The organism is Vibrio sp. 1288 (assembly GCF_033344475.1).
This window is the reverse complement of the sequence record NZ_JAWPOX010000004.1, coordinates 72,175-95,016: the sequence shown is the minus strand read 5'-3', so window position 1 is coordinate 95,016 and position 22,842 is coordinate 72,175. Positions and strand designations below refer to the sequence as shown.

The 22,842-nt window shown below is 44.2% G+C and carries 17 protein-coding genes; 10 read left to right on the top strand and 7 right to left on the bottom strand.

Annotation, left to right across the window (positions count from 1 at the left end; genetic code table 11):
* Positions 1-129: 129 nt before the first annotated feature.
* Positions 130-1,866, top strand: a complete 1,737-nt coding sequence (narQ, locus tag R8O11_RS04490) for a nitrate/nitrite two-component system sensor histidine kinase NarQ (protein ID WP_025767926.1) — start codon at positions 130-132, stop codon at positions 1,864-1,866.
* Between the two features lie 4 nt (positions 1,867-1,870).
* A complete protein-coding gene (locus R8O11_RS04485; protein ID WP_031777156.1) occupies positions 1,871-2,485 on the top strand; it encodes a response regulator in 615 nt (204 codons plus the stop codon).
* Between the two features lie 90 nt (positions 2,486-2,575).
* Here R8O11_RS04485 and R8O11_RS04480 read toward each other — a convergent pair whose 3' ends face one another.
* Positions 2,576-2,749, bottom strand: coding sequence for a hypothetical protein (locus R8O11_RS04480; protein WP_005373524.1), 174 nt, complete (start codon positions 2,747-2,749; stop codon positions 2,576-2,578).
* Positions 2,750-3,010: 261 nt separating this feature from the next.
* Between R8O11_RS04480 and R8O11_RS04475 the strand changes: the two genes are divergently transcribed.
* Together R8O11_RS04475 and pepT are read left to right on the top strand one after the other, a co-directional pair.
* Complete coding sequence (locus R8O11_RS04475; protein ID WP_085569143.1) at positions 3,011-3,874, top strand: DUF6279 family lipoprotein; 864 nt, start codon at positions 3,011-3,013, stop codon at positions 3,872-3,874.
* Positions 3,875-4,044: 170 nt separating this feature from the next.
* Positions 4,045-5,274, top strand: a complete 1,230-nt coding sequence (pepT, locus tag R8O11_RS04470; protein WP_031781280.1) for a peptidase T — start codon at positions 4,045-4,047, stop codon at positions 5,272-5,274.
* An 82-nt stretch (positions 5,275-5,356) separates the two neighbouring features.
* Here pepT and R8O11_RS04465 read toward each other — a convergent pair whose 3' ends face one another.
* Entirely contained in the window at positions 5,357-5,821 is a 465-nt protein-coding gene (locus R8O11_RS04465) for a dCMP deaminase family protein (RefSeq protein WP_005373515.1), read from the bottom strand.
* Between the two features lie 419 nt (positions 5,822-6,240).
* On the opposite strand from R8O11_RS04465, the gene vmeY reads away from it, so the two are divergent.
* The gene (gene vmeY / locus R8O11_RS04460; protein WP_017635193.1) at positions 6,241-7,368 is read left to right on the top strand and encodes a multidrug efflux RND transporter periplasmic adaptor subunit VmeY; all 1,128 of its coding nucleotides are present in this window, start codon (positions 6,241-6,243) and stop codon (positions 7,366-7,368) included.
* A gap of 8 nt (positions 7,369-7,376) precedes the next feature.
* A complete protein-coding gene (vmeZ, locus tag R8O11_RS04455) occupies positions 7,377-10,529 on the top strand; it encodes a multidrug efflux RND transporter permease subunit VmeZ (protein ID WP_017635194.1) in 3,153 nt (1,050 codons plus the stop codon).
* 89 nt (positions 10,530-10,618) lie between these two features.
* Here the strand turns inward: vmeZ and R8O11_RS04450 are convergent, their stop codons facing one another.
* Both R8O11_RS04450 and arfB read right to left on the bottom strand, forming a co-directional pair.
* Positions 10,619-12,388 (bottom strand): methyl-accepting chemotaxis protein, encoded by a 1,770-nt coding sequence (locus R8O11_RS04450; RefSeq protein WP_064376231.1) that lies wholly within the window; start codon positions 12,386-12,388, stop codon positions 10,619-10,621.
* A 100-nt stretch (positions 12,389-12,488) separates the two neighbouring features.
* A complete protein-coding gene (gene arfB / locus R8O11_RS04445; RefSeq protein ID WP_017635196.1) occupies positions 12,489-12,902 on the bottom strand; it encodes an alternative ribosome rescue aminoacyl-tRNA hydrolase ArfB in 414 nt (137 codons plus the stop codon).
* Between the two features lie 76 nt (positions 12,903-12,978).
* On the opposite strand from arfB, the gene R8O11_RS04440 reads away from it, so the two are divergent.
* Positions 12,979-13,581 (top strand): beta-phosphoglucomutase family hydrolase, encoded by a 603-nt coding sequence (locus tag R8O11_RS04440; RefSeq protein WP_017819896.1) that lies wholly within the window; start codon positions 12,979-12,981, stop codon positions 13,579-13,581.
* An 88-nt stretch (positions 13,582-13,669) separates the two neighbouring features.
* On the opposite strand, the gene R8O11_RS04435 is transcribed toward R8O11_RS04440, so the two are convergent.
* On the bottom strand, positions 13,670-14,662 hold the full coding sequence (locus R8O11_RS04435) for an OmpA family protein (RefSeq protein ID WP_005373499.1): 993 nt from the start codon (positions 14,660-14,662) through the stop codon (positions 13,670-13,672).
* Between the two features lie 458 nt (positions 14,663-15,120).
* On the opposite strand from R8O11_RS04435, the gene aroG reads away from it, so the two are divergent.
* From aroG to R8O11_RS04420, 3 genes are all read left to right on the top strand, one after another.
* A complete protein-coding gene (gene aroG / locus R8O11_RS04430; RefSeq protein ID WP_017635200.1) occupies positions 15,121-16,173 on the top strand; it encodes a 3-deoxy-7-phosphoheptulonate synthase AroG in 1,053 nt (350 codons plus the stop codon).
* 153 nt (positions 16,174-16,326) lie between these two features.
* Entirely contained in the window at positions 16,327-17,499 is a 1,173-nt protein-coding gene (locus tag R8O11_RS04425; RefSeq protein ID WP_021035943.1) for an MFS transporter, read from the top strand.
* A gap of 209 nt (positions 17,500-17,708) precedes the next feature.
* Complete coding sequence (locus R8O11_RS04420; protein WP_005389027.1) at positions 17,709-19,271, top strand: methyl-accepting chemotaxis protein; 1,563 nt, start codon at positions 17,709-17,711, stop codon at positions 19,269-19,271.
* 141 nt (positions 19,272-19,412) lie between these two features.
* Here the strand turns inward: R8O11_RS04420 and tkt are convergent, their stop codons facing one another.
* Positions 19,413-21,404 (bottom strand): transketolase, encoded by a 1,992-nt coding sequence (gene tkt / locus R8O11_RS04415; RefSeq protein WP_042522667.1) that lies wholly within the window; start codon positions 21,402-21,404, stop codon positions 19,413-19,415.
* A 125-nt stretch (positions 21,405-21,529) separates the two neighbouring features.
* Positions 21,530-22,480: a transaldolase gene (gene tal, locus R8O11_RS04410; RefSeq protein ID WP_005373488.1), complete on the bottom strand. Its 951-nt coding sequence runs from the start codon at positions 22,478-22,480 to the stop codon at positions 21,530-21,532.
* Positions 22,481-22,842: the final 362 nt, after the last annotated feature.

The window sequence follows — 22,842 nt, the reverse complement described above, 5'->3', positions numbered from 1 at the left end:
GGGTAAATGGTATGCAATATTGTTTTGGATCAATAAATTCCGTCGCAGGTGATCACATATTGATAAAGTTGAAAGGTAATGGGTTCATTGCACGTACAAATAGGATTGTTAATGGGCGAGGAACTCAGATTGTTTAAAAATGTGAAAAAGTCGGTGACGCGCACGATTGCGTCCGCGATGCTTCTTATTTTGCTGCTCTCAGTCGCTACGACTGGTTTTGCGATTTTTACGTTAGCGTCCAGTTTGAACGATGCTGAAGCCGTCAATGTTGCTGGCTCGATGCGAATGCAAAGCTACCGTCTGGCGAATGATATTCAGGTTAAATCTGTTGACTATTCTTCACATATTGACGCATTTGAACATTCGATATATTCACCTTCAATGAAAGCGCTTCAGCATTGGTCTGTGCCAGAAGACATCACTCACGATTACTACCGTCTTATTATCAGATGGCATGAACTCAAGGCGGTGCTTAGAGGAGACAACCCGGCAGAATATCAACTCCTAGTGGCCGGTTTTGTTGAACAAATCGATGAGTTTGTATTTAAGCTACAAAGCTTTTCGGAGCAAAAACTGATTAACTTAGCCTGGATCGGCGGGTTAGGGTTAGGTGGCATTCTTTGTGTCAGTATGTTTGTCGTTCATTTTGTGCGCCTCGAAGTTGTTCGGCCTCTGCGTGCTTTAGTTTTTGCTAGCGAGCAAATTAAAAATCGCTCATTTAATATATCGCTCAATGTATCTAGCGATAATGAAATGGGAATACTGACTCGAACCTTTAATCGGATGGCGACAGACCTTGGTAAGTTGTACCGAGGATTAGAACAAGCGGTTGATGAGAAAACACGTAAATTGCAGCATGCCAACCAGTCTTTAGAGGTGCTGTATGACTCGTCAAAAGAACTCACGGCGTCGCGTATTAATCAAGACAATTTCCAGGCGATTTTGCAGCATATCGTCAGTCTTGAGGGCATTAAAGCGGTCAAACTTGAAATCGAGCAGCTGGGAGAACCGAGCTGGATATTGATGGAAGGAGAAGAATGCTGCCAAGATTGTGATGAAGATTGCCACGGTAAAGCCCTGATGCTAGATGGTGAGCACTTGGGCTATTTATATTGGAAAGCAGGGTTACCTTGTCCGAACGAGGCTCTTATTGACAACTTCGTGCAGATTTTATCACGCGCCGTGTATTACAATCGGGCGCAGCGCCAAGCAGAACAAATTCTGCTGATGGAAGAGCGAGCCACTATTGCTCGGGAGTTGCATGATTCATTGGCTCAAGCACTCTCTTACTTGAAAATTCAGGTCGCTTTGTTGAAGAGAAGCGTAAAGAACTTGCCTGACGAAAAGGCGATCGCGCAGGCTAATCAAGTTATTGCCGAGCTAGATACGGGCTTATCTGCCGCTTATACGCAGTTACGCGAGTTACTGACGACGTTTCGTCTTACGATTAAAGAGGGCAGTTTTGGCCAAGCATTGCAAGACATGGTTGAAACGCTCAGTGAACAAACTGCTGCGGACATTACGCTAAAAAATAGACTTTCATCAACTGAACTGGATGCACATCAGCAGGTTCATTTACTACAGTTGATAAGAGAAGCGGCAATTAATGCTATCAAACATGCGCAAGCAGATAATATTCACATTCAATGTCTCGATAATGATGGAAAAGTCACAGTAACCGTTAGCGACGATGGAATAGGCTTTGAACATCAAGACGAAAAATTAAATCATTACGGTATGAGTATCATGCAAGAGCGGGCCGCTAGACTGCATGCCGATCTTCACATCGAAGCATCGATAAACAAAGGTTGTACCGTAAAATTAGAATTCCAACATAGTAAGGAAGTAAACAGTGACAGTGTGTAAAGTAATGCTGGTGGATGATCATCCACTCATGCGAAGAGGTATCCACCAGCTTTTAAGCTTTGAGCCTGAGTTTGAGGTCATTGCAGAAGCAAGTAATGGCGCGGATGCAGTAGCGAAAGCGCATGAGCTGGAACTGGATCTTGTACTTCTTGATCTTAATATGAAAGGCATGTCTGGCCTTGATACTTTGCAAGCACTGCGTGCAGATGGCTGTGAAGCCAGAATTGTCATTCTAACCGTTTCGGATAGTCCAGCAGATATAGAAGCAATAGTTCGAAGTGGTGCCGATGGCTATTTATTGAAAGACACTGAGCCTGATGAGTTGGTTGAGTTGCTAAAACAAGCACATCAAGGGGACAAGGCATACAGCCAAGAAGTTTCTAAGTATTTGAGTGAACGTTCAGAGCAAGAGGACGTGTTTGATACACTGACCGATCGTGAATCGCAGATCTTAAGAGAGGTGGCAAGAGGTTTCCGCAACAAGCAAATTGCCGATCGTCTTTTTATCTCTGAGTCTACGGTTAAAGTACATATGAAGAGTTTACTTAAAAAGCTACAAGTTCCTTCTCGTACTGCAGCAACCGTCCTTTATCTTGAGCGCTTTGGCGACATCAAATAACATTGTTGGATTTGAATCTGTAATAATAAATAAAATCAACCAGTTATATTGATTCTGACGAATAAAAAAACCGCCTGTTAGGCGGTTTTTTTACTTGTCTGGGCGAATAGAGTACAAGTCACTGTTGTGCTTACCACACTCCAAATAGTACTGATAAGCCACTTTTTTGCTTTCAGCAATGACTCTCATGCAGTGCATTTTCCCCTGTTCAAAATATCGAATCTCATATTCTACACTGGTATCAAGTTGCTCAGCGGCTGCCATACTTCGCCTCCATAAACCATCCAAAAAACATCCATGCAAATTATATGCCGTTATAGGGAGCGTCGTTCGGTACGTTTTTTAGCCGATAATTGCGCTCTAACTCACTTTTTTGCGGATAGCTGTGATCAAAAAGTTAATTTCAAACTCTATATATTATTAAGGTGGCAATCAATATTTGTCACACTGGTGTAAGTTTGCCGCAATACTAAGTGATACAGGTTGAGTATAGAACTTAATCAACAGAAAAGGGAATACGAATAAGTGACTAAATTAAAGGATGTATCTAATAAGGCGCTTCGTTATGGCCTTCTATTTTGTTTCGTATTTCTGCTTGCCGGTTGTGCGAAAAAGTTTTTATACAGCAATATCGATTGGTTCGTGCTCGATTACTTAGAGGACTATGTCTCGTTGCAAGGAGAACAAGAAGTCCTGGTGGAAGAGCGCTTATTATTGTTGGCAGACTGGCACAAGAAAGAGGAGTTACCAATATATATCGAACATTTAAAAGACCTTGAGAGATTAAAAGCGAGCGATATCACCTTAAATTACTTACAACAAAATCGAGATAGAATGCGAGCGCATTACGATAGAGTGGTCAGCAAAGCAGCACCAGATCTTTTTGCGTTAAGTTTGCAATTAACGAAAGAGCAAGAACGCGAGTTTTTGAGTAATGTACAAGAACATTATCAAGAGCGAAACGCAAAATATGCCGATAAGACAGAAGACGAAGTGCGTGAAATTATTCTGGATAACACTGAAGAGTGGATGGAAGAATGGCTAGGGAATCTATCAGGAAATCAGCGTCAATTAGCTCAAAGATTTTCTCAGCAAGTTATTTTAAACAGCCCTTTATGGAGAGATTATCGAGCCACGGTATATCAAGAGCTCGAATACTTGTTCGACAACAAATCTAATGTTGTGACTTATCAAGATATATTTATGCGACTCTTGTTCGAGCCAGAGAGTTATTATAGTGAGCAGCTTTCTCTGAATATTGATTCTAACTTTGCATTGGTTGATCAACTGACATTAGATGTTTCTCGTTCGATGACCGATAAGCAATGGCGTCATTTTCGTGAAAAGGTTAAAGAGTGGCGAGTACTGGCTGAGGAACTTTTAGATTAAATTCATACTTCAATGAGCGAAAGCAAAGCGCAAAAGCCTTTCTTATCAAAAAATGATTCAAAGCAAATTCTTATTGAGCTAAGAGCGTAACATAGCGTGAGGTTTGATGAGGCAACGTCAGCTTATCAATGCGTGATAAGGCCTCATCGTACAAAACAATGAGAATAAATATGAAACATTTAGTTGAAAGATTTCTTCGATACGTCACGTTTGATACCCAATCCAATCCACATGTGACGCTTTGCCCAAGTTCACCTGGTCAGCTTGTGTTTGCTGAGTTACTTAAAAAAGAGATGATCGAGCTTGGTTTAAGTGACGTGACTTTGGATAAAAATGGCTACTTGATGGCTAAACTGCCAGCCAATGTTGATTATGAGGTTCCTCCTATCGGCTTCATTGCCCATATGGATACCGCGCCGGATGCATCTGGCAAAAACGTAAAGCCGCAATTCATCGAAGATTACCAGGGTGGCGATATTGCATTAGGGTTGGGGGATGAAGTGTTATCTCCCGTGCAATACCCAGATTTACATCACCTACATGGCCACAATCTTATTACTACCGATGGCACTACATTACTTGGCGCGGATAACAAAGCCGGTATCGCAGAGATTCTTTCCGCGGTAGCTCTGCTACTGGAAAACCCAGACATTCCACACGGCGACATTTGTATCGGCTTTACTCCGGATGAAGAAATCGGTCGTGGTGCAGATTTGTTTGATGTTAAAAAATTTGGCGCGAAATGGGCATACACTATAGATGGTGGCCCGCAAGGTGAATTGGAATACGAAAACTTTAATGCAGCAAACGCTGATGTAATTTTTCATGGTGTTAGCGTTCATCCAGGTACTGCAAAAGGCAAAATGGTCAATGCGATGAACTTGGCTGCGAAATTTCAAGTTCAAATGCCCCAAGATCAAACTCCGGAAACAACCGAAGGTTACGAAGGGTTCTTCCATCTAAAATCGGCAGAAATGGGCGTTGCACGAAGCGAGCTAGGTTACATTATTAGAGACTTTGACCGTCAAAGACTTGAGGATCGAAAAGCTTTTATGCAGAAACTCGTCGATGAAATGAACACGGGTTTACGCCATGGTTCTGTAGAGCTAAAAATAAAAGACAGCTATTACAATATGAGAGAAATGGTTGAGCCTTACCCTCATATCATTGAGCTGGCAAAGCAAGCGATGGAAGCGTGTGATGTGGAACCGATTATAAAACCTATTCGTGGTGGTACAGATGGTGCTCGTTTATCTTTTATGGGTTTGCCGTGCCCGAATATCTTCACCGGTGGTTTTAACTTCCACGGAATTCATGAGTTTATTTCTGTTGAAATGATGGAAAAATCAGTACTCGTTATTGTCAAAATTGCTGAGCTCACTGCGAAAAAACACAGTTAAAAGACTACGTCGAGACCTCTTGCAGATTTAATAACAAAATAGCCCAGATCTCTCTGGGCTATTTAAATATTAAGATGGAATACTAGCGCACGTCTTTGTCTTCAATTTCAATGTCTTCTAGCGGTAACCAGTCGACTTTCACACCCGCTTGGTCGAACATATCTTGACTGACTTGGATTTTATCTCCCCAGCGAGATAAAAAGTCTTCAGACTGCTCAGGGCAGTGTACGTGTGAGATCCCTGTTTGAATGATCTTTGCCGCGCAGTTAGGGCAAGGAAAATGCGTTACCCAAATATCACATCCGTCTAAGTCACGTTTTGAGAACAAAATTGCGTTCTCTTCCGCGTGCAGTGTTTTAAGGTATTTCAACTCGCGCTCATCGGTGTCGACACTGTCAGAAACACCATGCGGATAGCCATTAAATCCAACAGATACAATGCGATTCTGTTTAGTAATAACGGCACCGACTTGTGTTGATGGGTCCTTACTCCAAGACGCCACTAGTTCTGCCATCTGGTAAAAGCGTTTCGCCCATTTAGAAATCATAGTCATCCTCTCTGTCGAAGGCGTTGAATTAATTGAATGATAACCCATTTATATTAAAAAAATAGTCAAAATCGGGGTCTTGAGTATGAAGGCGTCACTTTTTACCTTTTTAGCCACAAAACGTTCTTATCTTGAGCACTGAATCTCACTTTACGCCCGAATACAATACTCCCGTTAGTGTTTCCAAGCACACGCTAAAATTCGCGATCTCCTAAGGCGTATATTAAATAGTTATGATTGAGTTGTATGTATATTGCTCATTGAATACCACTGTTAACTAAATTACTTTATTTTCCTTTTGTTTCTCATGTTTACATTTAGAAACACCTTGGGCGCTTTTCAGTGAAGTTTTCAGTGGCAGCAAGGAGTAAGGTTGATAGGAATTCAACAATATCCTGTTCTATAAAGACGGTAAATACATGCAAAAGAAACCACTTGTCGCACTAATGGCGGCTACAGCAATCCTCGCTGGATGCGGGGAAGCTAATAATGCCCAAACGAAAGGTCAAGCGCCTCTCGTAGTGACTCAGGATGTCACGGTTATCGACTACCAACCGAGCAAGTCTTATATCGGTCGCATTGAAGCAGTAGAAGATACCAATATTACCGCGCAGATTTCTGGCTACTTAAAAGCTCGTCACTTTGAAGAGGGGCAAATGGTAGAAAAAGGGCAGCTCCTTTACTCTATCGAGCCATCTTCTTTTGAAGCCCAAGTCGCGAGTGCTAAAGCCGCACTTGCACAAGCTAAAGCGGCGCTAAAAAAAGCCGAATTAGATCATACTCGAGGTAAAAACTTGTTGCCTCGCGGTAGTATCTCTCAATCTGAGTTTGATGCTTTAACTGCGGCACTTCTTGGTGCGAGAGCAGAGCTAGAAGCGGCAAATGCTCAACTTAAACTTGCTGAAGTTAACCTTTCCTATACTCAAATCCGAGCACCTTTTAGCGGACGTATTAGTGATACCAAAGTTAGTACGGGTGATCTGGTTTCTCCATCATCTGGCGTGCTGACAACTCTGGTGAGTTTAGATCCAGTTCATACCTCATTTAGTGTGAGTGAGCGTGAGCGTTTAGCTATGGGTATGGATCAAGTAAAAGGTGATGGCTCGGCTGAATCAAACCGCGTTGAAGTTCAGCTTGAACTGGAAAATGGACAGTTTTTTGAGCATCTAGGTAAGCTTGATTTCTTAGGTAATCGTATTGACACCAAAACGGGTACGATTGCTATGCGCGCGCTAGTGCCAAACCCAGAGCAGAAGTTACTTCCGGGTCAACACATCAAAGTGAACTTGAGAGATAAGAACACGAAAGACGTTATTGTTATCCCACGACGTGCCGTACAGACTGACTTAGAAGGTGACTTTGTGATGGTGATGGCTGAGGGAAGTGTGGCAGAGCGTCGTAACGTCGAGCTTGGCCCTCAGGTTGAACAAGGCATTATCATTCGAGAAGGGCTCGATCAGGAAGATACGGTTATTACACAAGGCCTACAACGTGTGCGTAATGGTGTAGAAGTGCGCCTTCAAGCACCTGCTGAAGATAAGCAGTAGGGGGCACTATGTTAAGTCGTTTCTTTATTCAGAGACCTAAATTCGCGCTGGTTATTTCGATCATATTAACGCTAGCCGGCGCGATCTCACTGGCGATTTTGCCAGTGGCTGAGTACCCACAGATAAGCCCGCCATCAGTAAGCGTTTCGGCTTACTACACTGGCGCGAGTGCGGAAGTTGTCGAGCAGGCCATTGCGGACCCCATAGAGACCTCAGTCAACGGCGTTGAGGATATGATATACATGTCTTCAAAGAGCGCGAACGATGGCTCTTACAGCCTAAACGTCACGTTCGATGTTGGCACCGATCCAGATATGGCGCAAGTTAACGTGCAAAACCGCGTGTCACAGATTGAGTCAAAACTGCCTCAAGAAGTTCGCATGGTTGGTGTGACGGTGAAAAAGCGTTCACCTGACTTGCTGATGGTACTTAACTTCTATTCACCTGATGGCAAATACGATGATCAGTTCTTGATTAACTACATTAACTTGAATGTAAAAGATCAGTTGGCTCGTGCGAAAGGTATCAGTGAAGTTAACGTGATTGGTGGTGGCGAATACGCAATGCGTGTTTGGTTAGATCCTGAAAAAATGGCCAACCTTAAGCTAACCACGTCAGACGTATACGCCGCTTTGGCTGAACAGAACGTTCAAGTTGCGGCAGGGCGTGTAGGTGCAGCACCATACAACAATCCGCAAGAAGTTCAGTTTAACCTTGTGACCAAAGGTCGCTTGGAAAGCGTGAGTGAGTTTGAGAACGTAGTCCTTCGAGCTAATCCCAATGGCTCTACGGTTTATCTGAAAGATGTTGCTCGCGTTGAACTAGGCAAAAAGTTCTACGATGGTAACGGTAAGTTCCGTGGCCAGGACGCGTCAATCGTTGCGTTGTCTCTTCAATCGGATGCGAATGCGTTAGAAAGTGGTCAGGCCGTCATGGAGCTCCTTGAGGGCTTGAGCAAAAACTTCCCAGAGGGAATGGAATACGAGACCAGCTACGATACAACCGTGTTCGTATCTGAATCGATCAAAGGGGTAGTAAAAACACTGATTGAAGCGATTCTATTGGTGATCGCTGTAACTTACTTGTTCTTGGGTAGTGCGCGTGCAACGTTGATTCCTGTTGTCGCGATCCCCGTTTCTCTGATTGGTACGTTTGCCATCATGCAGGCAACGGGCTTCACCATTAATACGGTTACTTTGTTTGGCCTGATCCTTGCGATTGGTATCGTGGTGGACGATGCGATTCTGGTTATCGAAAACGTCGATACTACCATGGCGAAAGACCCAACCATTTCACCGCGTAAAGCGACGTTGCTAGCGATGAAAGAAGTAACGGGACCAATCATCACGTCGACCTTGGTTCTACTTGCGGTATTCATACCCGTCGCCATGCTGCCAGGTATCACCGGTATCATGTATCGCCAGTTCGCTTTGACCATCTGTATTTCGGTTGTGATTTCATCCATCAATGCATTGACGCTGTCTCCAGCACTTTGTTCTCTGGTATTGAAGCAGGGTGGGGGCAATACCGCTAACTGGTTCCAGGCTTTCAACCGAGGCTTAGAGCGCATCACTACGCGTTATGGCCAGATCGCTGGTTTCTTGGTGAAGAAGTCTTTACTGCTCGTGACGTTCTTTATAGTTGCTATCGCAGCGGTCACTTTCTTTGCGAAAACCACCTCTACAGCGTTTGTTCCTCAAGAAGATAAAGGCATTTTGCTGGTTAACGTACAGCTACCAGATTCAGCCTCTTTATCACGTACTGAAGAAGTCACCAATGATTTAATGAAAATGATCGGTGAAGAACCTGGTGTGGATGGTGTGACGGTTGCGAATGGTTACTCGTTTATGACAGGCGCAGCAGCATCAAACGGTGCTTCTGTATTTATCAAATTGCATGACTGGGATACTCGTAACTCGCTGCAAGGAGAGCACTCTGCTAATGCTATCGCGGCACGTATTAACGGTCGAGCGGCGACAGAGCTACCTCAAGCGGTTGTTTTTGCGATGGGACCACCGGCGGTTCCTGGTATGGGCGCTGCGTCTGGTTTTGAGTTTGTGCTTGAAGACACGCTAGGGCGAAGTCGTACCGATTTGTCGATGGTCATGGGAGAAATGATCCAAGCGGCTAACCAAGCGCCTGAAATTGCCTACACGTTTAGCACGTTCCGCGCGAATGTTCCGCACTACTACGTTGATATCGATCGTGAGAAAGCGCAGCAATTAGGTATTTCGCTGTCGTCTATTTTCCAAACCTTGCAAGGCAACTTAGGTTCGCTTTATGTGAATGACTTCACCATGTTTGGTAAGAACTTCCGCGTAACCATGCAAGCTGATAGCCAGCACCGTAGCAGCATGGAAGATCTAGAGCGTTTCCATGTTCGTTCTTCGAACGGTGATATGGTTCCGTTAAGTACGCTAGTGAGCTACGAGCAAGTGTTTGAGCCTGATGTGGCATGGCGTTACAACATGTACCGCAGTGCTATCATTCAAGGCCAACCAGCACCGGGTTACTCTAGTGGTGATGCGATTGCCGCAATGGAACGCGTTGCTGCTGAAGTTCTTCCGCAAGGGTACACGTATGAATGGACAGGTATGGCTTATCAGGAAGTGCTTGCGGGCAACCAAGCCATTTATGCGTTTGCGCTGGCTTTGATCTTCATTTACTTGTTTATGGTGGCTCAGTATGAAAGTTGGAGTATTCCACTGGCTATTATTTTGGTGGTCCCAGTAGCCACGTTAGGTTCCTTCCTTGCGTTAAATCTAACTGGCACGCCGCTTAACTTGTATGCCCAAATTGGTCTTGTCTTGCTCATAGCCTTGGCGGCGAAAAACGCAATTTTGATTGTGGAGTTCGCCAAGCAAGAGCGTGAAGAAAAAGATGCTGATATCGATAGTGCAGCGGTTAAAGGAGGCACGTTACGTTTCCGCGCTGTGAATATGACATCTTGGTCATTTATCCTGGGTATCTTCCCGCTTATCTTTGCCGCTGGCGCGGGGCACGTGAGTCAAAACTCACTCGGCGTGTCGCTGATTGGTGGTCTATTGTGTGTGCTTCTAGCAGGTACATTCTTGATCCCAGGCTTCTACGCTCTGGTGCAAAGACAGCGTGAGAAAGTTCATGGCGGCAACACCAAGCTGGTTCCTCTTGATGATGAATAATCACATCCGAAGTGCGCAGTAAGCACGAAGTGACAATTGAAAAAAAGCCCGAAGCAATGATTGCCTCGGGCTTTCTATTTTGAAAAGGGTTATTTTAGCGCAGTTTTGAATTGTGCAACGGCTTCATCCATATCATGAGCTTGAGCAGAGACAGAGTTCACTTCATGCAAGCATTCCTGAGCGGATTGCATGTTATTCTCAGATATTGCGTTTAGCTCGGTGATTGAACCGCTAACTTGGTTCATAACGATACCTTGTTCTTCAATTGCTGAAGCTATGCGCTCCGAATTACCTTGAATTGAATGCATGTCAGTGATGATCTGCTGCAGGCTAGAATCCAGTTTTTCAGAAGCATTAAGTGTTTGTTGCCCTTGATCGTTACATTGATCAATATCAGCAACAACTGTCGACATTTGAGTTTGAATATCTGAAACGACCCGCGTGATTTCCTCTGTGGATTGATGAGTTCGGCTAGCTAGGGCGCGTACTTCATCGGCAACAACTGCAAACCCGCGGCCTTGTTCGCCTGCTCGCGCGGCTTCAATTGCTGCGTTGAGAGCTAGTAGGTTGGTTTGCTCTGCAATTTCTTGGATGATGTTCACGGCACCACCAATTTTATCTACATGCTGATTCAGCGAGCCAATCGACTGTTGGCTGTTTGATAAAATCGTGGTTAGTTGACCGATGTTGGTTACCGTCGCCTCAACAACTCCTCGACCTTGTTCGGCATTATTCGCTGCCTGATGCACGCCTTCTACCGCAACTGATGTGCTTTCAGAGATTTCACCTATTGTGGCAACCATTTGCTGAACTGCCGTCGCCATTGATGCAGTGTGGTCAGTTTGAGTGTGGAATTGCTCCATAACGCCTTCTAACTCACGATGCATATTATCGGTACTTGCAGTGAGTTGCGCCGATTTTTCTTGGGTACTACTAATTAGATGCTCAAGCTTATCCAATAGGTCATTGAGGTGATGACTGATATCAAATAGCTCGTCTTGACCTTTCAAATCAGATCGAAGTCCCATGTTGTTCGTTTCGCTGATACTTCGAATGGTGCCAAGTAAGCTATTCACTCGCGTATTGATTGAACGTGAAATTTGCCAAATCAATGCGAAAATAACGACTAAGATCAGAGCTGTAATGACCTGCTTGATGGTCGACATTTGTTCATCACGTTGTGCGGCAGCAGAGCTAAGGGCTGTGGAAAAGGTTTCAAATTGCTCTTCTACGGCATGGGATAATGCGCGAGTTTCACCGAGTAGGCCTTTGTCATAAGCAACCCCAACAACTTGCTTTTGGGCCGCCAATTGCTTACCTGTTTTGATAAGCTCCGGAGCATATTGCCCCTCAAGCAAGTCACTATTGAATAGTCCTGCTTTTACCGCAGAGTCAAAACGGACTAATGCCAATAACTGCTGGTGGTCTGAACGTTGTTTTGCTTCTAATAGTGCTTGTTCGTAACCAGCGAGAAGCCCACTCTTTGAATCAAGCCCGTATCGTTGGTAAGCGCTGACCAGATTCTGAAAGCCCCTTTGGTATGCGAGCAAGTCTTGCTTAAATTGTTGACTGGAAGGTAATTCATTACTCTTGAGTATGTTCGCAAGCTCTTTTTCTGTGTCTATAAACTTGTCAACATTGGCGTCAAACTTATTTAGATATTTGTCATTACTACGTAGTAGGAAATCTTTTTCATTTCTGCGTAAGTTGAGTAAGCGTATTTCTAGATCACCAACGAGTTTGATGGCGTGATTAAGATCATTGCTCTTATTTTCAAAATGGGATGACGTACCCAAAAGGGCCACGATGCCTAAAATGGCGATAACTCCGAGGAAGTAGAGTTTTTGCCTAATAGTCATATTGTTGTTTCCTGAATAAGTAACTAAAAAGAGAAATCCAATGAGATTTCCAAGGGCTAGCAAACGTTGTTCAACTAACATATCGAGAAAACGACATGCACTAATACAGCACTTTCTTACGTTGCTGTTTTTTCGCTCCGTGCTTGTTTTTTGTATCAAGTCGTCGGCGTTGAGAAGCGCGGGTTGGTTTCGTTTTAATACGCTTCTTCTCCTGTAAAGCGGCAGCTTTTATCAATGCTTGAAGCCGATTTAGGGCGTCTTCCTTATTTTGTTCTTGTGTCCGAAATTGTTGCGCTTTGATGATGATCACGCCATCTTTACTTATACGACTATCAGAAAGTGCAAGTAATCGCTCTTTGTAAAAGTCAGGTAAGCTTGAATGCCGGATATCAAAGCGCAGGTGTATAGCGGACGCTACCTTGTTAACGTTCTGGCCACCATTTCCTTGAGCTCTAATTGGGGATAATTGAATTTCCCACTCTTGAATTGTGACGGAGTTCGAAATTTTGAGCATGATAAGTAAATGCCGGTAAGGACGATTGAAAGAGCTGATAAATTAACATTACAGATGCACAAATAGAAGAAAAGACATGAGCACGATTGATTTTAGACCCTATGAGGGATTCATATTTGATATGGATGGTACTCTAATCGATACCATGCCAGCCCACTTGGCAGCTTGGCAAGCAACTGCTGAGCGTTTTGATTTTCCGTTTTGTCAGGAGTGGTTTCACAGTTTAGGAGGGATGCCGAGCTTTAAAATTGTTGAGGAACTAAATCGTGTGCATGAGCTTTCATTAGATCCTAAAACTGTCGCGACATTTAAAATGGAAACATTCGCTGCTATGGAGCTTCATGGTGACGTTATTCCTTGCACGAACATCGTGTTAGAGGAATATTTAGGCCATAAGAAAATTGCAGTCGGGACTGGCAGCCAACGAGAAAGTGCCATGCGCTTATTAAGCCATGCAGGTTTATTAGACAAGTTGGATGTTGTAGTAACCGCGAGTGATGTAGAGAACCATAAACCCTTTCCAGATACTTTTTTGGTGGCCGCGGAACAACTCGACTTGGAGGCGTCACAGTGTCTTGTGTTTGAGGATACTGAGCTGGGGAAGCGAGCGGCGCATGCAGCTGGTATGGATTGTGTTATGGTGCAAGATAATGAGTTGATCTTTTTCCCCAAACCATAGTGGCAATATCCCTTAATATGAGATCAAAATGGGGTGCAAATGCACCCCATTAATTTTTACCACATCATCGATCATGAATCATAGATGCTTATTCTGGTTGAACTAGCTCTTGGTATTCAAATGAAGGTACCACAACTTCTACGCGACGGTTTTTCTCACGACCTTCGCGAGTGCTGTTGTCAGCAACTGGGTTTTCTTCACCCATACCTTTAACTGTCAAACGATCTGAACCAATGCCAGCTGCGGTTAGGTAATCAGCAACAGATTGAGCACGACGCTCAGACAGTTTTTGGTTGTATGCCGCAGGGCCTGAGCTATCCGTGTAACCAGTAATCTCTACTTGAGCTTGAGGATATTCGTTCAAGAATGAAACAAAGTTGTCCAGACGTTCAGAAACGGACTCTGTTAACTTAGCACTATCGAATTCAAACGTACCTGTACCGTACTCTTCTTTGTGCACCTTGCTCATCATCACTGGTTCTGGATCTGGCTCGATCACTTCTTCCGTTACAACTGCTGCAACAACTGGAGCTGCTGCGAATTTGTAGTTAACACCGATACCAAAGAAGTTAGCATCCATGTCGTCCCACACGTCGTCAGACATATCTTGGTAACGTTGGTATTCAGCGCGAACACTCCAGTTTCTATCGATCGAGTATTCAGCACCCAAAGAACCTGTTGGGACAAAGTCTGTTTCGTCATCAGACATCATGTAAGCACCACCGATCTTAGCAAACAGATTCCAAGAGTCGTTTAAGTGCCAGTTGAATTTAGGTGCAAGTGTTAAAGCCGTTAGATTGCCGTCAATCGTATTAATCGTATTAGCCCCTGACCTAGAGTTTCCTTCATAGTCGCCTAAGAAGTCTACGCCGTACTCTAGCCCGATGATATCGGTAAAGTCATAACCGATATGTAGTCCTGCACCGAACGCTTCATCATCACAAGGGCTATTTAGATAGCAAGCGTCGTCAAGTGTAGTCATGCCCACTTTGCCCCCGATGTACATTTCAGCTTGAGCAGAGTTTAAAAGCGCGCTACTACCAGCTACCACTGCTGCTACTGCAATTGCTACTTTGTTCATAATGTTTCCTTGTATTGATTGCATATTAACTTCTACTTCGTTTTATCAAAAAATTAGAAAAAACCAGCGTTTATAAGAAATTAGTTTAATATTCTAATCATTTCATATCAAGCAACAATATATTTGAACTTGATCAACATTTACTACCCAAAAATACCTCACAAACTTCTGATATTTCTTACATTGTAGTAAAGATTTTTTGGTGCATAAGAAAATTGATGATTATTTTGAACTTTTTTCGTAAACTTTACTTTACATTGTGCGCGGTGGTTAACAGGTGGTTTTTATTTGCATTTATTTGCAAAAACTGATTGCAAGTCTACGCCTAAGCCGATAAGTTACTTAAACGCTAGACAGAAAATGACCACAGCCCTTGATGCTGCTCGCTTTGTGAACAATGTTGCAATGAGTTCAGTTGGTAAAAATGGGGTCGGAAATAAAACCAGGAAGTAGAAGTAATGTTTCAAACTGATGATGTAAGAATAAATAGAGTAAAAGAGTTATTGCCACCTGTTGCAGTATTAGAGAAGTTCCCAGCGACTGAAACCGCTTCTTCGACCACTTTTGATTGCCGTAACGCCATTCACAATATTCTTGAAGGAAAAGACGATCGATTACTCGTGATCGTTGGCCCGTGTTCTATTCACGATCCGGCTGCCGCGGTTGAGTACGGTAAAAAGCTAAAAGTACTACGTGATGAACTGGGCGAGCAGCTTGAGGTTGTTATGCGAGTTTATTTTGAAAAGCCGCGTACGACCGTTGGTTGGAAAGGCCTTATCAATGACCCTTACTTAAATGACACCTATAAGCTAAATGATGGTCTACGTATCGGACGTAAACTTCTTCTTGATCTAACCGATATGGGCTTGCCAACGGCAAGTGAATTCTTAGATATGATCACACCTCAGTACGTGGCGGATTTGATCAGTTGGGGCGCTATCGGTGCTCGTACGACAGAATCTCAGGTTCACCGCGAGCTAGCTTCTGGTCTTTCTTGTCCTGTAGGTTTCAAAAACGGTACAGACGGGAATATTAAAATAGCGAGCGACGCGATTCGTTCTGCAAGCGCTTCCCATCACTTCCTTTCAGTAACAAAATACGGTCATTCCGCGATCGTAGAAACCGCTGGTAATCCAGACTGCCATATTATTCTACGTGGCGGTAAAGAACCAAACTACAGTGCAGCACATGTAGCTCAAATTAAAGATGAGCTGGACACCGCAGGTCTGCCGAAAAAAGTGATGATTGATTTTAGCCATGCTAACAGCTCGAAGCAGTTCAAGCGTCAAATGCTGGTGTCTGATGATGTATCCGAGCAAATCTCTGCTGGCGAAGAAGCCATTTTTGGTGTGATGATCGAGTCTCATTTAGTTGAAGGTCGCCAAGACTTAGTGGATGGCAAAGCAGCCACTTATGGTCAGTCGATCACTGATGCATGTATTGGTTGGGAAGACACGGAAACGGTACTTCGTCAGCTTTCTGATGCAGTAAAAGCGCGCCGCAACAAGTAAGCTCAACAGAAAAACTTTTTTAAAAGCGAATAGTGAAGAGCCAGAGGTACTATGCCTCTGGCTCTTTTTGTTGAGAATTACTCTCATATCTTTCTATTGTTTCTGCTTTCCTATATGTTATCTGTATACGTCGTAACCAAAAGGAATTTGGAATTGAATCGTAATGTATGGCTTCTATCCCTCTGCCAAGCCTTATTAATGACAGGGAATATTTTACTCATATCTGTTATTGCCCTTATTGGCAAAACACTTGCGCCGTCATCAAGTTTTATCACATTACCAGTTGCACTGCAGTTTTTGGGACTGATGGCCGCGACAATTCCTGCGTCGCTAATTATGGGCAAGTTAGGGCGTCGCCTTGGTTTTAGCCTTGGTAATGTCATTGGCATTTTGGGTGCTAGTCTAGCGACGTATGCATTAAGTCAACAAAACTTCTATCTGTTCTGCATGTCTACGTTTTTGCTTGGTGTTGGTATAGGTTTCGGTACTCTATACAGGTTTGCTGCCATTGAAGTGTGTGAAGAGTCGGCAAGGCATAGGGCGATTTCGATATCTATGGCGGGTGGGGTGTTAGCGGCGATCCTTGGGCCTAATCTGGCCGTGTACTCGCAGCAGTGGTCAGATGATGGCTTATACATTAGTGCATTTGCTGTGCTTGTCGTGCTTTATATAACCGCGTTGGTTGTGCTACAAACCATTCGTTTTCCACCTGCACACACGCAGGCGCTACACGCTAAGGCGGATAAGCTGAGACTGATTATTCGTCGACCTAATTTCATGCTGGCAGTTATCGCGGCAATGGTTGCGTACGCGGTGATGAACATTTTAATGACAGCAACTCCTTTAGCGATGATTGGTTGTGGCTTTGATTTTGATAAAGCGGCGGGAGTGATCGAATGGCACGTGTTGGGTATGTTTGCACCTGCGTTTGTCACGGGCCGTCTGATAGAACGGTTTGGCGCTAAGAATATGATTTTGGCGGGTGGATTGCTATTTGTTGCTTGTATTGGAATTAATATACATGGAGTGTCTATCTGGCATTTTAGTCTTGCTTTAATCCTGTTAGGAATAGGGTGGAACTTTATGTTTATCGCAGCAACCGGGCTGTTTAGTCAAAGCTATGAAGCGAAAAACAGAAGCAAGGCTCAAGCGTTTAATGAATTCTTCGTGTTCAGTTGTGTCACCATCACCGCATTACTATCTGGTTGGCTTGAGTCTACCGTAGGTTGGCAGAATCTTAATTTGTATGTTCTTCCATTTGTGTTACTCGTTATCGCGATGTTTGCGTTAAAAACGAATAAAAAGCCAGAATCACAAACCGCTTAATTAAGTCTTAATATATAACCCGGCCGATCGTGTCGGGTTTGTTTATTAGCTCAAATCAACAATCTCTTCTTTATGTTTTTATCGATAATGTGAATTCCCACAATAAAAATGTCGATTTGATAAGACTTTTTATCTAACTTTTTGTAATAAAAATAAAAATCCTGTATATATCTTGCCGAAAATCAATAAAAACTAAAGAAGTTTCGTCTATGTCAGCCAATATTTCTCATAAAGCTCAAGAAACTCTCGTGAGGGAGTCTGAGGAACTCGTCTCAACAACGAACTTACAAGGTGTTATTACATATTGTAATGAAGCCTTTTGCCGCGTTGCTGAATACACTCACGAAGAACTTGTCGGTCAGAACCACAATATAGTTCGTCATAATGATATGCCTAAAGCCGCTTTCGGTGACATGTGGGCACGCCTTAAACAAGGTAAAGCCTGGCGTGGAATGGTTAAGAATGCCACTAAGTCTGGCGGTTACTATTGGGTTGATGCTTATGTCACCCCTATCTACGAAGACAACCATGTTGTTGGGTATCAATCAGTGCGCGTGAAACCAAAGCGAGAGTGGGTTGATATTGCGACAAAAGCCTACAAAAGCATGCGTGCTGCAGAGAAGTCTGGCCGAACTTGGTCGTTGAAAATCAATGAAACCATTCGCTATGCGATTCTACTTGGTGCACTAACCGCACCTGCAACCGCATATGCGTTGTCTGTTGAAGGGCCGTTGGCTTGGCTTGCAAGTGCGTTACCTGCAAGTGTTCTGGCTCTGTTATTCCGCCAAGAGTTAATTGATACACCTCAGCAACTTAAAAAGTTACAAAAGCAATATGACAGCGTAAGTCGCTTGATCTATTCCGGTAACACGGCATTTTCGATTGCTGATTTCCATATCAAAATGCTATCCGCAAGAATTCGAACCGTGTTAGGAAGAATGACTGACTCTGCATTGCCTTTGCAGCATTGCGCCGAAGAGCTCAGTCAAACAACGGCAGAAGTCTCGGCTGCATTAAATCAGCAAAATACCGATATTCATCGTGTGCGAGATGCTACCCAAGAGGTGGAGTCGTCGGCAAATTCGGTTTCTTCGAGTACCAATGATGCCCATATGTTGATTGATGATACATTGAAGTCATGCTTGATGGCGAAGGAGACCATTGATCAAACGCACACCAATCTAGCGCAATTAAGCCTTCAAGCTGAAAAAGCGACGGAAACGACGTATCAACTGAGTGATCAGGCGCAGAAGGTGAACCATTTGATGGAAGAGATTGGTGGGATCGCAGAGCAAACCAATTTACTGGCACTCAACGCGGCGATTGAAGCGGCAAGAGCAGGGGAGCAAGGTCGTGGTTTTGCTGTTGTAGCTGATGAGGTCCGCGCGCTTTCTGGGCGAACATCCAATGCAACTGAACAAATCCAAGCCTCTATCTCCACTATGTTGGCAACGATTCAAAGTTGGCAGAAAGATATTCTGGCAAACAAAGAGCAAACCGATGCCTGTTCTCAAGTAGCAGAACAAAGCGCGTTGCGTTTGTCTGAAGTTGAACAGATGATGCAAACCATGAGTGGGCTGATGGTTGATGTAGCAGAAGCGGCGAATAACCAGTTAAAGCTATCTAGTGATGTAAACCAGCACATTCATTCTATTGCTTCGACCGCAGAACAAAACTTGGCAGCAACACATTCAGTTGAGCAAAATAGCCGACAGTTGAAAGACCAAGTACAAGATTTCTATCAGCTCGCACTTCGATTTGAAGACAAATAGTCGTAACGAAAGTTGTGATGTTTATGTCCTGGCTGCGTTTATGCGAATAGGAGCCAGATAAAAGAAAGCCCCGCCATTGCTGGTGGGGCTTTTCAGTTTTCACATTCGCAATAGAGAAAACTGACTATCTTTTTACTGCAATTACGCGAGTAGCTCTTTTGCTGTGTTCACTACGTTTTCAGTCGTGAAACCAAACATTTTGAATAGTTCGCCAGCTGGTGCAGATTCACCGAATGAAGTCATACCGATGATGCGACCGTCGAAGCCTACGTACTTGTACCAGAAGTCAGCAATACCTGCTTCAATTGCGATACGTGCTGTTACGTCTGATGGCAGTACAGCTTCACGGTAAGCGGCGTCTTGTTTGTCGAATGCGTCTGTTGATGGCATTGAAACAACGCGTACTTTCTTACCTTCAGCAGTTAGCTGTGCTGCTGCTTCTACTGCTAGTTCAACTTCAGAACCTGTTGCGATAAGGATTAGCTCTGGCTTGCCTTCGCAATCTTTCAGAATGTAAGCACCTTTCGCGATGTCTGCTACTTGTTCTGCTGTGCGCTCTTGTTGCGCAAGGTTTTGACGAGAGAAGATAAGTGCTGTCGGTGCATCTTTACGTTCAATCGCTAGTTTCCAAGCTACAGCGGACTCAACTTGGTCACATGGACGCCATGTGCTCATGTTTGGTGTTAGGCGTAGCGATGCCATTTGCTCAACTGGTTGGTGAGTTGGACCATCTTCGCCAAGACCGATAGAGTCATGCGTGTACACTTGGATGTTCTGAATTTTCATCAGCGCAGCCATACGCATTGCGTTACGTGCGTACTCCATGAACATTAGGAATGTTGCGCCGTAAGGAACGAAACCACCGTGTAGCGCGATACCGTTCATGATCGCTGTCATACCGAATTCACGCACGCCGTAGTGGATGTAGTTACCAGAGAAGTCGCTTGCTTCTAGAGACTTAGAACCAGACCACATTGTTAGGTTAGAAGGTGCTAGGTCAGCAGAGCCACCCATGAACTCTGGTAGTAGAGCACCAAATGCTTCTAGAGCATTTTGAGACGCTTTACGTGATGCAATGTTTGCTGGGTTAGCTTGAAGATCAGCAATGATTTGGCTTGCTTTCTCTTCCCACTGTGCAGGAAGCTCACCGTTTACGCGGCGTTTAAATTCAGCTGCCAGCTCAGGGTACGCTGCTTCATAAGCTGCAAATTTCTCGTTCCACGCTGCTTCCTTAGCTGCGCCTGTTTCTTTCGCTGACCATTCTGCGTAGACTTCTTGCGGAATTTCAAAAGGACCGTGCTCCCAACCTAGTTCTTTGCGTGTTGCTGCGATTTCTTCTGCACCTAGTGGCGCACCGTGACAATCGTGTGAACCAGATTTGTTTGGTGAACCAAAACCGATGATAGTCTTAGTACAGATAAGTGTAGGACGTGGATCCGCTTTCGCTGCTTCAATTGCTGCGTTGATTGCGTCAGCATCGTGACCATCGACTGCAGGGATTACGTGCCAACCGTAAGCTTCGAAACGCTTAGGTGTGTCGTCAGAGAACCAACCTTCAACGTGACCGTCGATAGAGATGCCGTTGTCATCCCAGAATGCAATCAGCTTGCCTAGACCTAGAGTACCTGCAAGAGAACATGCCTCGTGCGAAATACCTTCCATCAGACAGCCGTCGCCCATGAACACGTAAGTGAAGTGGTCAACGATGTCGTGGCCTTCTTTGTTGAATTGCGCTGCTAGCGCTTTTTCAGCTAGAGCCATACCAACCGCGTTAGTGATGCCTTGACCTAGCGGACCCGTTGTGGTCTCGATACCTGGCGCGTAACCGTACTCTGGGTGACCAGGAGTTTTAGAGTGAAGCTGACGGAAGTTTTTCAGATCGTCGATAGACAACTCGTAACCTGCAAGGTGCAGTAGAGAGTAAATCAGCATTGAGCCGTGGCCGTTAGACAGTACGAAACGGTCGCGGTCTGCCCACTCAGGGTTTGATGGGTTGTGGTTTAGATGAGAGCGCCAAAGAACTTCAGCGATGTCAGCCATACCCATAGGTGCACCTGGGTGACCAGAGTTAGCTTGTTGAACACCATCCATGCTTAGCGCACGGATTGCATTTGCTAGATGTTTACGATCCATAGTGATTACTTCTCGATATTTGATTTAAATAGAGGGAACTCGCCGAAACAAGTTCAAATAGAATTTTTTGAAAATAGTGCTGATGGTAAAAGCGAGTAGACGGGCTACTCGCTTTTGGTAAGCAATTAAAGCTTAGCTTCGATCATCGCTTCTAGTTTGCCTTGGTCAACGGCGAAGTTGCGGATACCTTCAGCCAGCTTCTCAACAGCCATTGGGTCTTGGTTATGTTCCCATAGGAATTCAGCGTGAGTCATTGGTGCTGGACGCTCAGCTGCGCCTTTAGAATCAACTAGTTTCTCAACTACTTCACCTTCAGCTGCTTCTAGTTCTGCAAGTAGAGCAGGAGCGATAGTTAGACGGTCACAACCAGCTAGTTCTAAGATCTCACCGATATTACGGAAGCTTGCGCCCATAACTACAGTTTTGTAGCCGTATTCTTTGTAGTAGTTGTAGATCTTAGTTACAGATAGTACGCCTGGATCTTCTTGAGCTTCGAAGTCACGGCCTTCTTTCGCTTTGTACCAGTCCATGATACGACCAACGAATGGCGAGATTAGGAATACACCCGCTTCTGCACAAGCACGTGCTTGAGCGAACGAGAATAGAAGCGTTAGGTTACAGTTGATGCCTTCTTTTTCTAGGATCTCAGCTGCGCGAATGCCTTCCCAAGTTGAAGCCAGTTTGATAAGGATACGGTCGTTAGTGATGCCAGCATCGTTGTACATTTTCACTAGTTGACGAGCTTTCGCTACGCTGCCTTCCATATCGTAAGATAGACGAGCGTCTACTTCTGTAGAGATACGACCTGGGATAGTTTTTAGGATTTCTTTACCGATGTTTACTGCAAGCATGTCACAAGTATCTTGAACTTGTTGAGCTTTGTCGTTGCTCTGTGCTTTAGCGTATTCGATTGAAGCATCGATTAGAGGTGCGTACTCTGCGATTTGAGCGGCTTTAAGGATAAGAGAAGGGTTAGTTGTTGCGTCTTCTGGCTGATACTTTTTAATTGCATCAATCTCGCCAGTGTCTGCTACTACAGTCGTTAGTTTACGAAGTTGCTCTAACTTGTTGCTCATAATCGATCATCCTATTTAAATGGGCTTAAGCGTGATTTTTGTTATCACAGCTTGTGCATTTGCAAGCGAGTTAGCTAACCGTCTCATCGCATTTAATGAGACATCTGCTCAGCCAACTACGGAAAATTTCGTTACCGAACAAATGCTATGAACATTTGATCGATAGCTGAGTAAATGATGTGTCCATATTTATCCTATCTATGCTGAAAGTCAATCGCTGAAATGGACTTATAGTGAACTTCATCAACGTTTTTTTACTGTGTGTTTAGTGGTTAACCCAAATAAACGTTTGCCCTTATTGTTCAAAGCTTGAGCGTTGTTCAAGAGGGTAAAAAATTGTAGTGAGAAAATGTTATTGCGAT

Coding starts and splice junctions, on each gene's coding strand:
- R8O11_RS04485 (WP_031777156.1), top strand. CDS start 1,871: ATGCTGGTGGATGATCATCCACTCATGCGAAGAGGTATCCACCAGCTT.
- R8O11_RS04440 (WP_017819896.1), top strand. CDS start 12,979: ATGAGCACGATTGATTTTAGACCCTATGAGGGATTCATATTTGATATG.
- R8O11_RS04420 (WP_005389027.1), top strand. CDS start 17,709: ATGTCAGCCAATATTTCTCATAAAGCTCAAGAAACTCTCGTGAGGGAG.
- R8O11_RS04480 (WP_005373524.1), bottom strand. CDS start 2,749: ATGGCAGCCGCTGAGCAACTTGATACCAGTGTAGAATATGAGATTCGA.
- vmeZ (WP_017635194.1), top strand. CDS start 7,377: ATGTTAAGTCGTTTCTTTATTCAGAGACCTAAATTCGCGCTGGTTATT.
- R8O11_RS04465 (WP_005373515.1), bottom strand. CDS start 5,821: ATGATTTCTAAATGGGCGAAACGCTTTTACCAGATGGCAGAACTAGTG.
- tkt (WP_042522667.1), bottom strand. CDS start 21,404: ATGGATCGTAAACATCTAGCAAATGCAATCCGTGCGCTAAGCATGGAT.
- tal (WP_005373488.1), bottom strand. CDS start 22,480: ATGAGCAACAAGTTAGAGCAACTTCGTAAACTAACGACTGTAGTAGCA.
- pepT (WP_031781280.1), top strand. CDS start 4,045: ATGAAACATTTAGTTGAAAGATTTCTTCGATACGTCACGTTTGATACC.
- aroG (WP_017635200.1), top strand. CDS start 15,121: ATGTTTCAAACTGATGATGTAAGAATAAATAGAGTAAAAGAGTTATTG.
- arfB (WP_017635196.1), bottom strand. CDS start 12,902: ATGCTCAAAATTTCGAACTCCGTCACAATTCAAGAGTGGGAAATTCAA.
- vmeY (WP_017635193.1), top strand. CDS start 6,241: ATGCAAAAGAAACCACTTGTCGCACTAATGGCGGCTACAGCAATCCTC.
- R8O11_RS04435 (WP_005373499.1), bottom strand. CDS start 14,662: ATGAACAAAGTAGCAATTGCAGTAGCAGCAGTGGTAGCTGGTAGTAGC.
- R8O11_RS04450 (WP_064376231.1), bottom strand. CDS start 12,388: ATGACTATTAGGCAAAAACTCTACTTCCTCGGAGTTATCGCCATTTTA.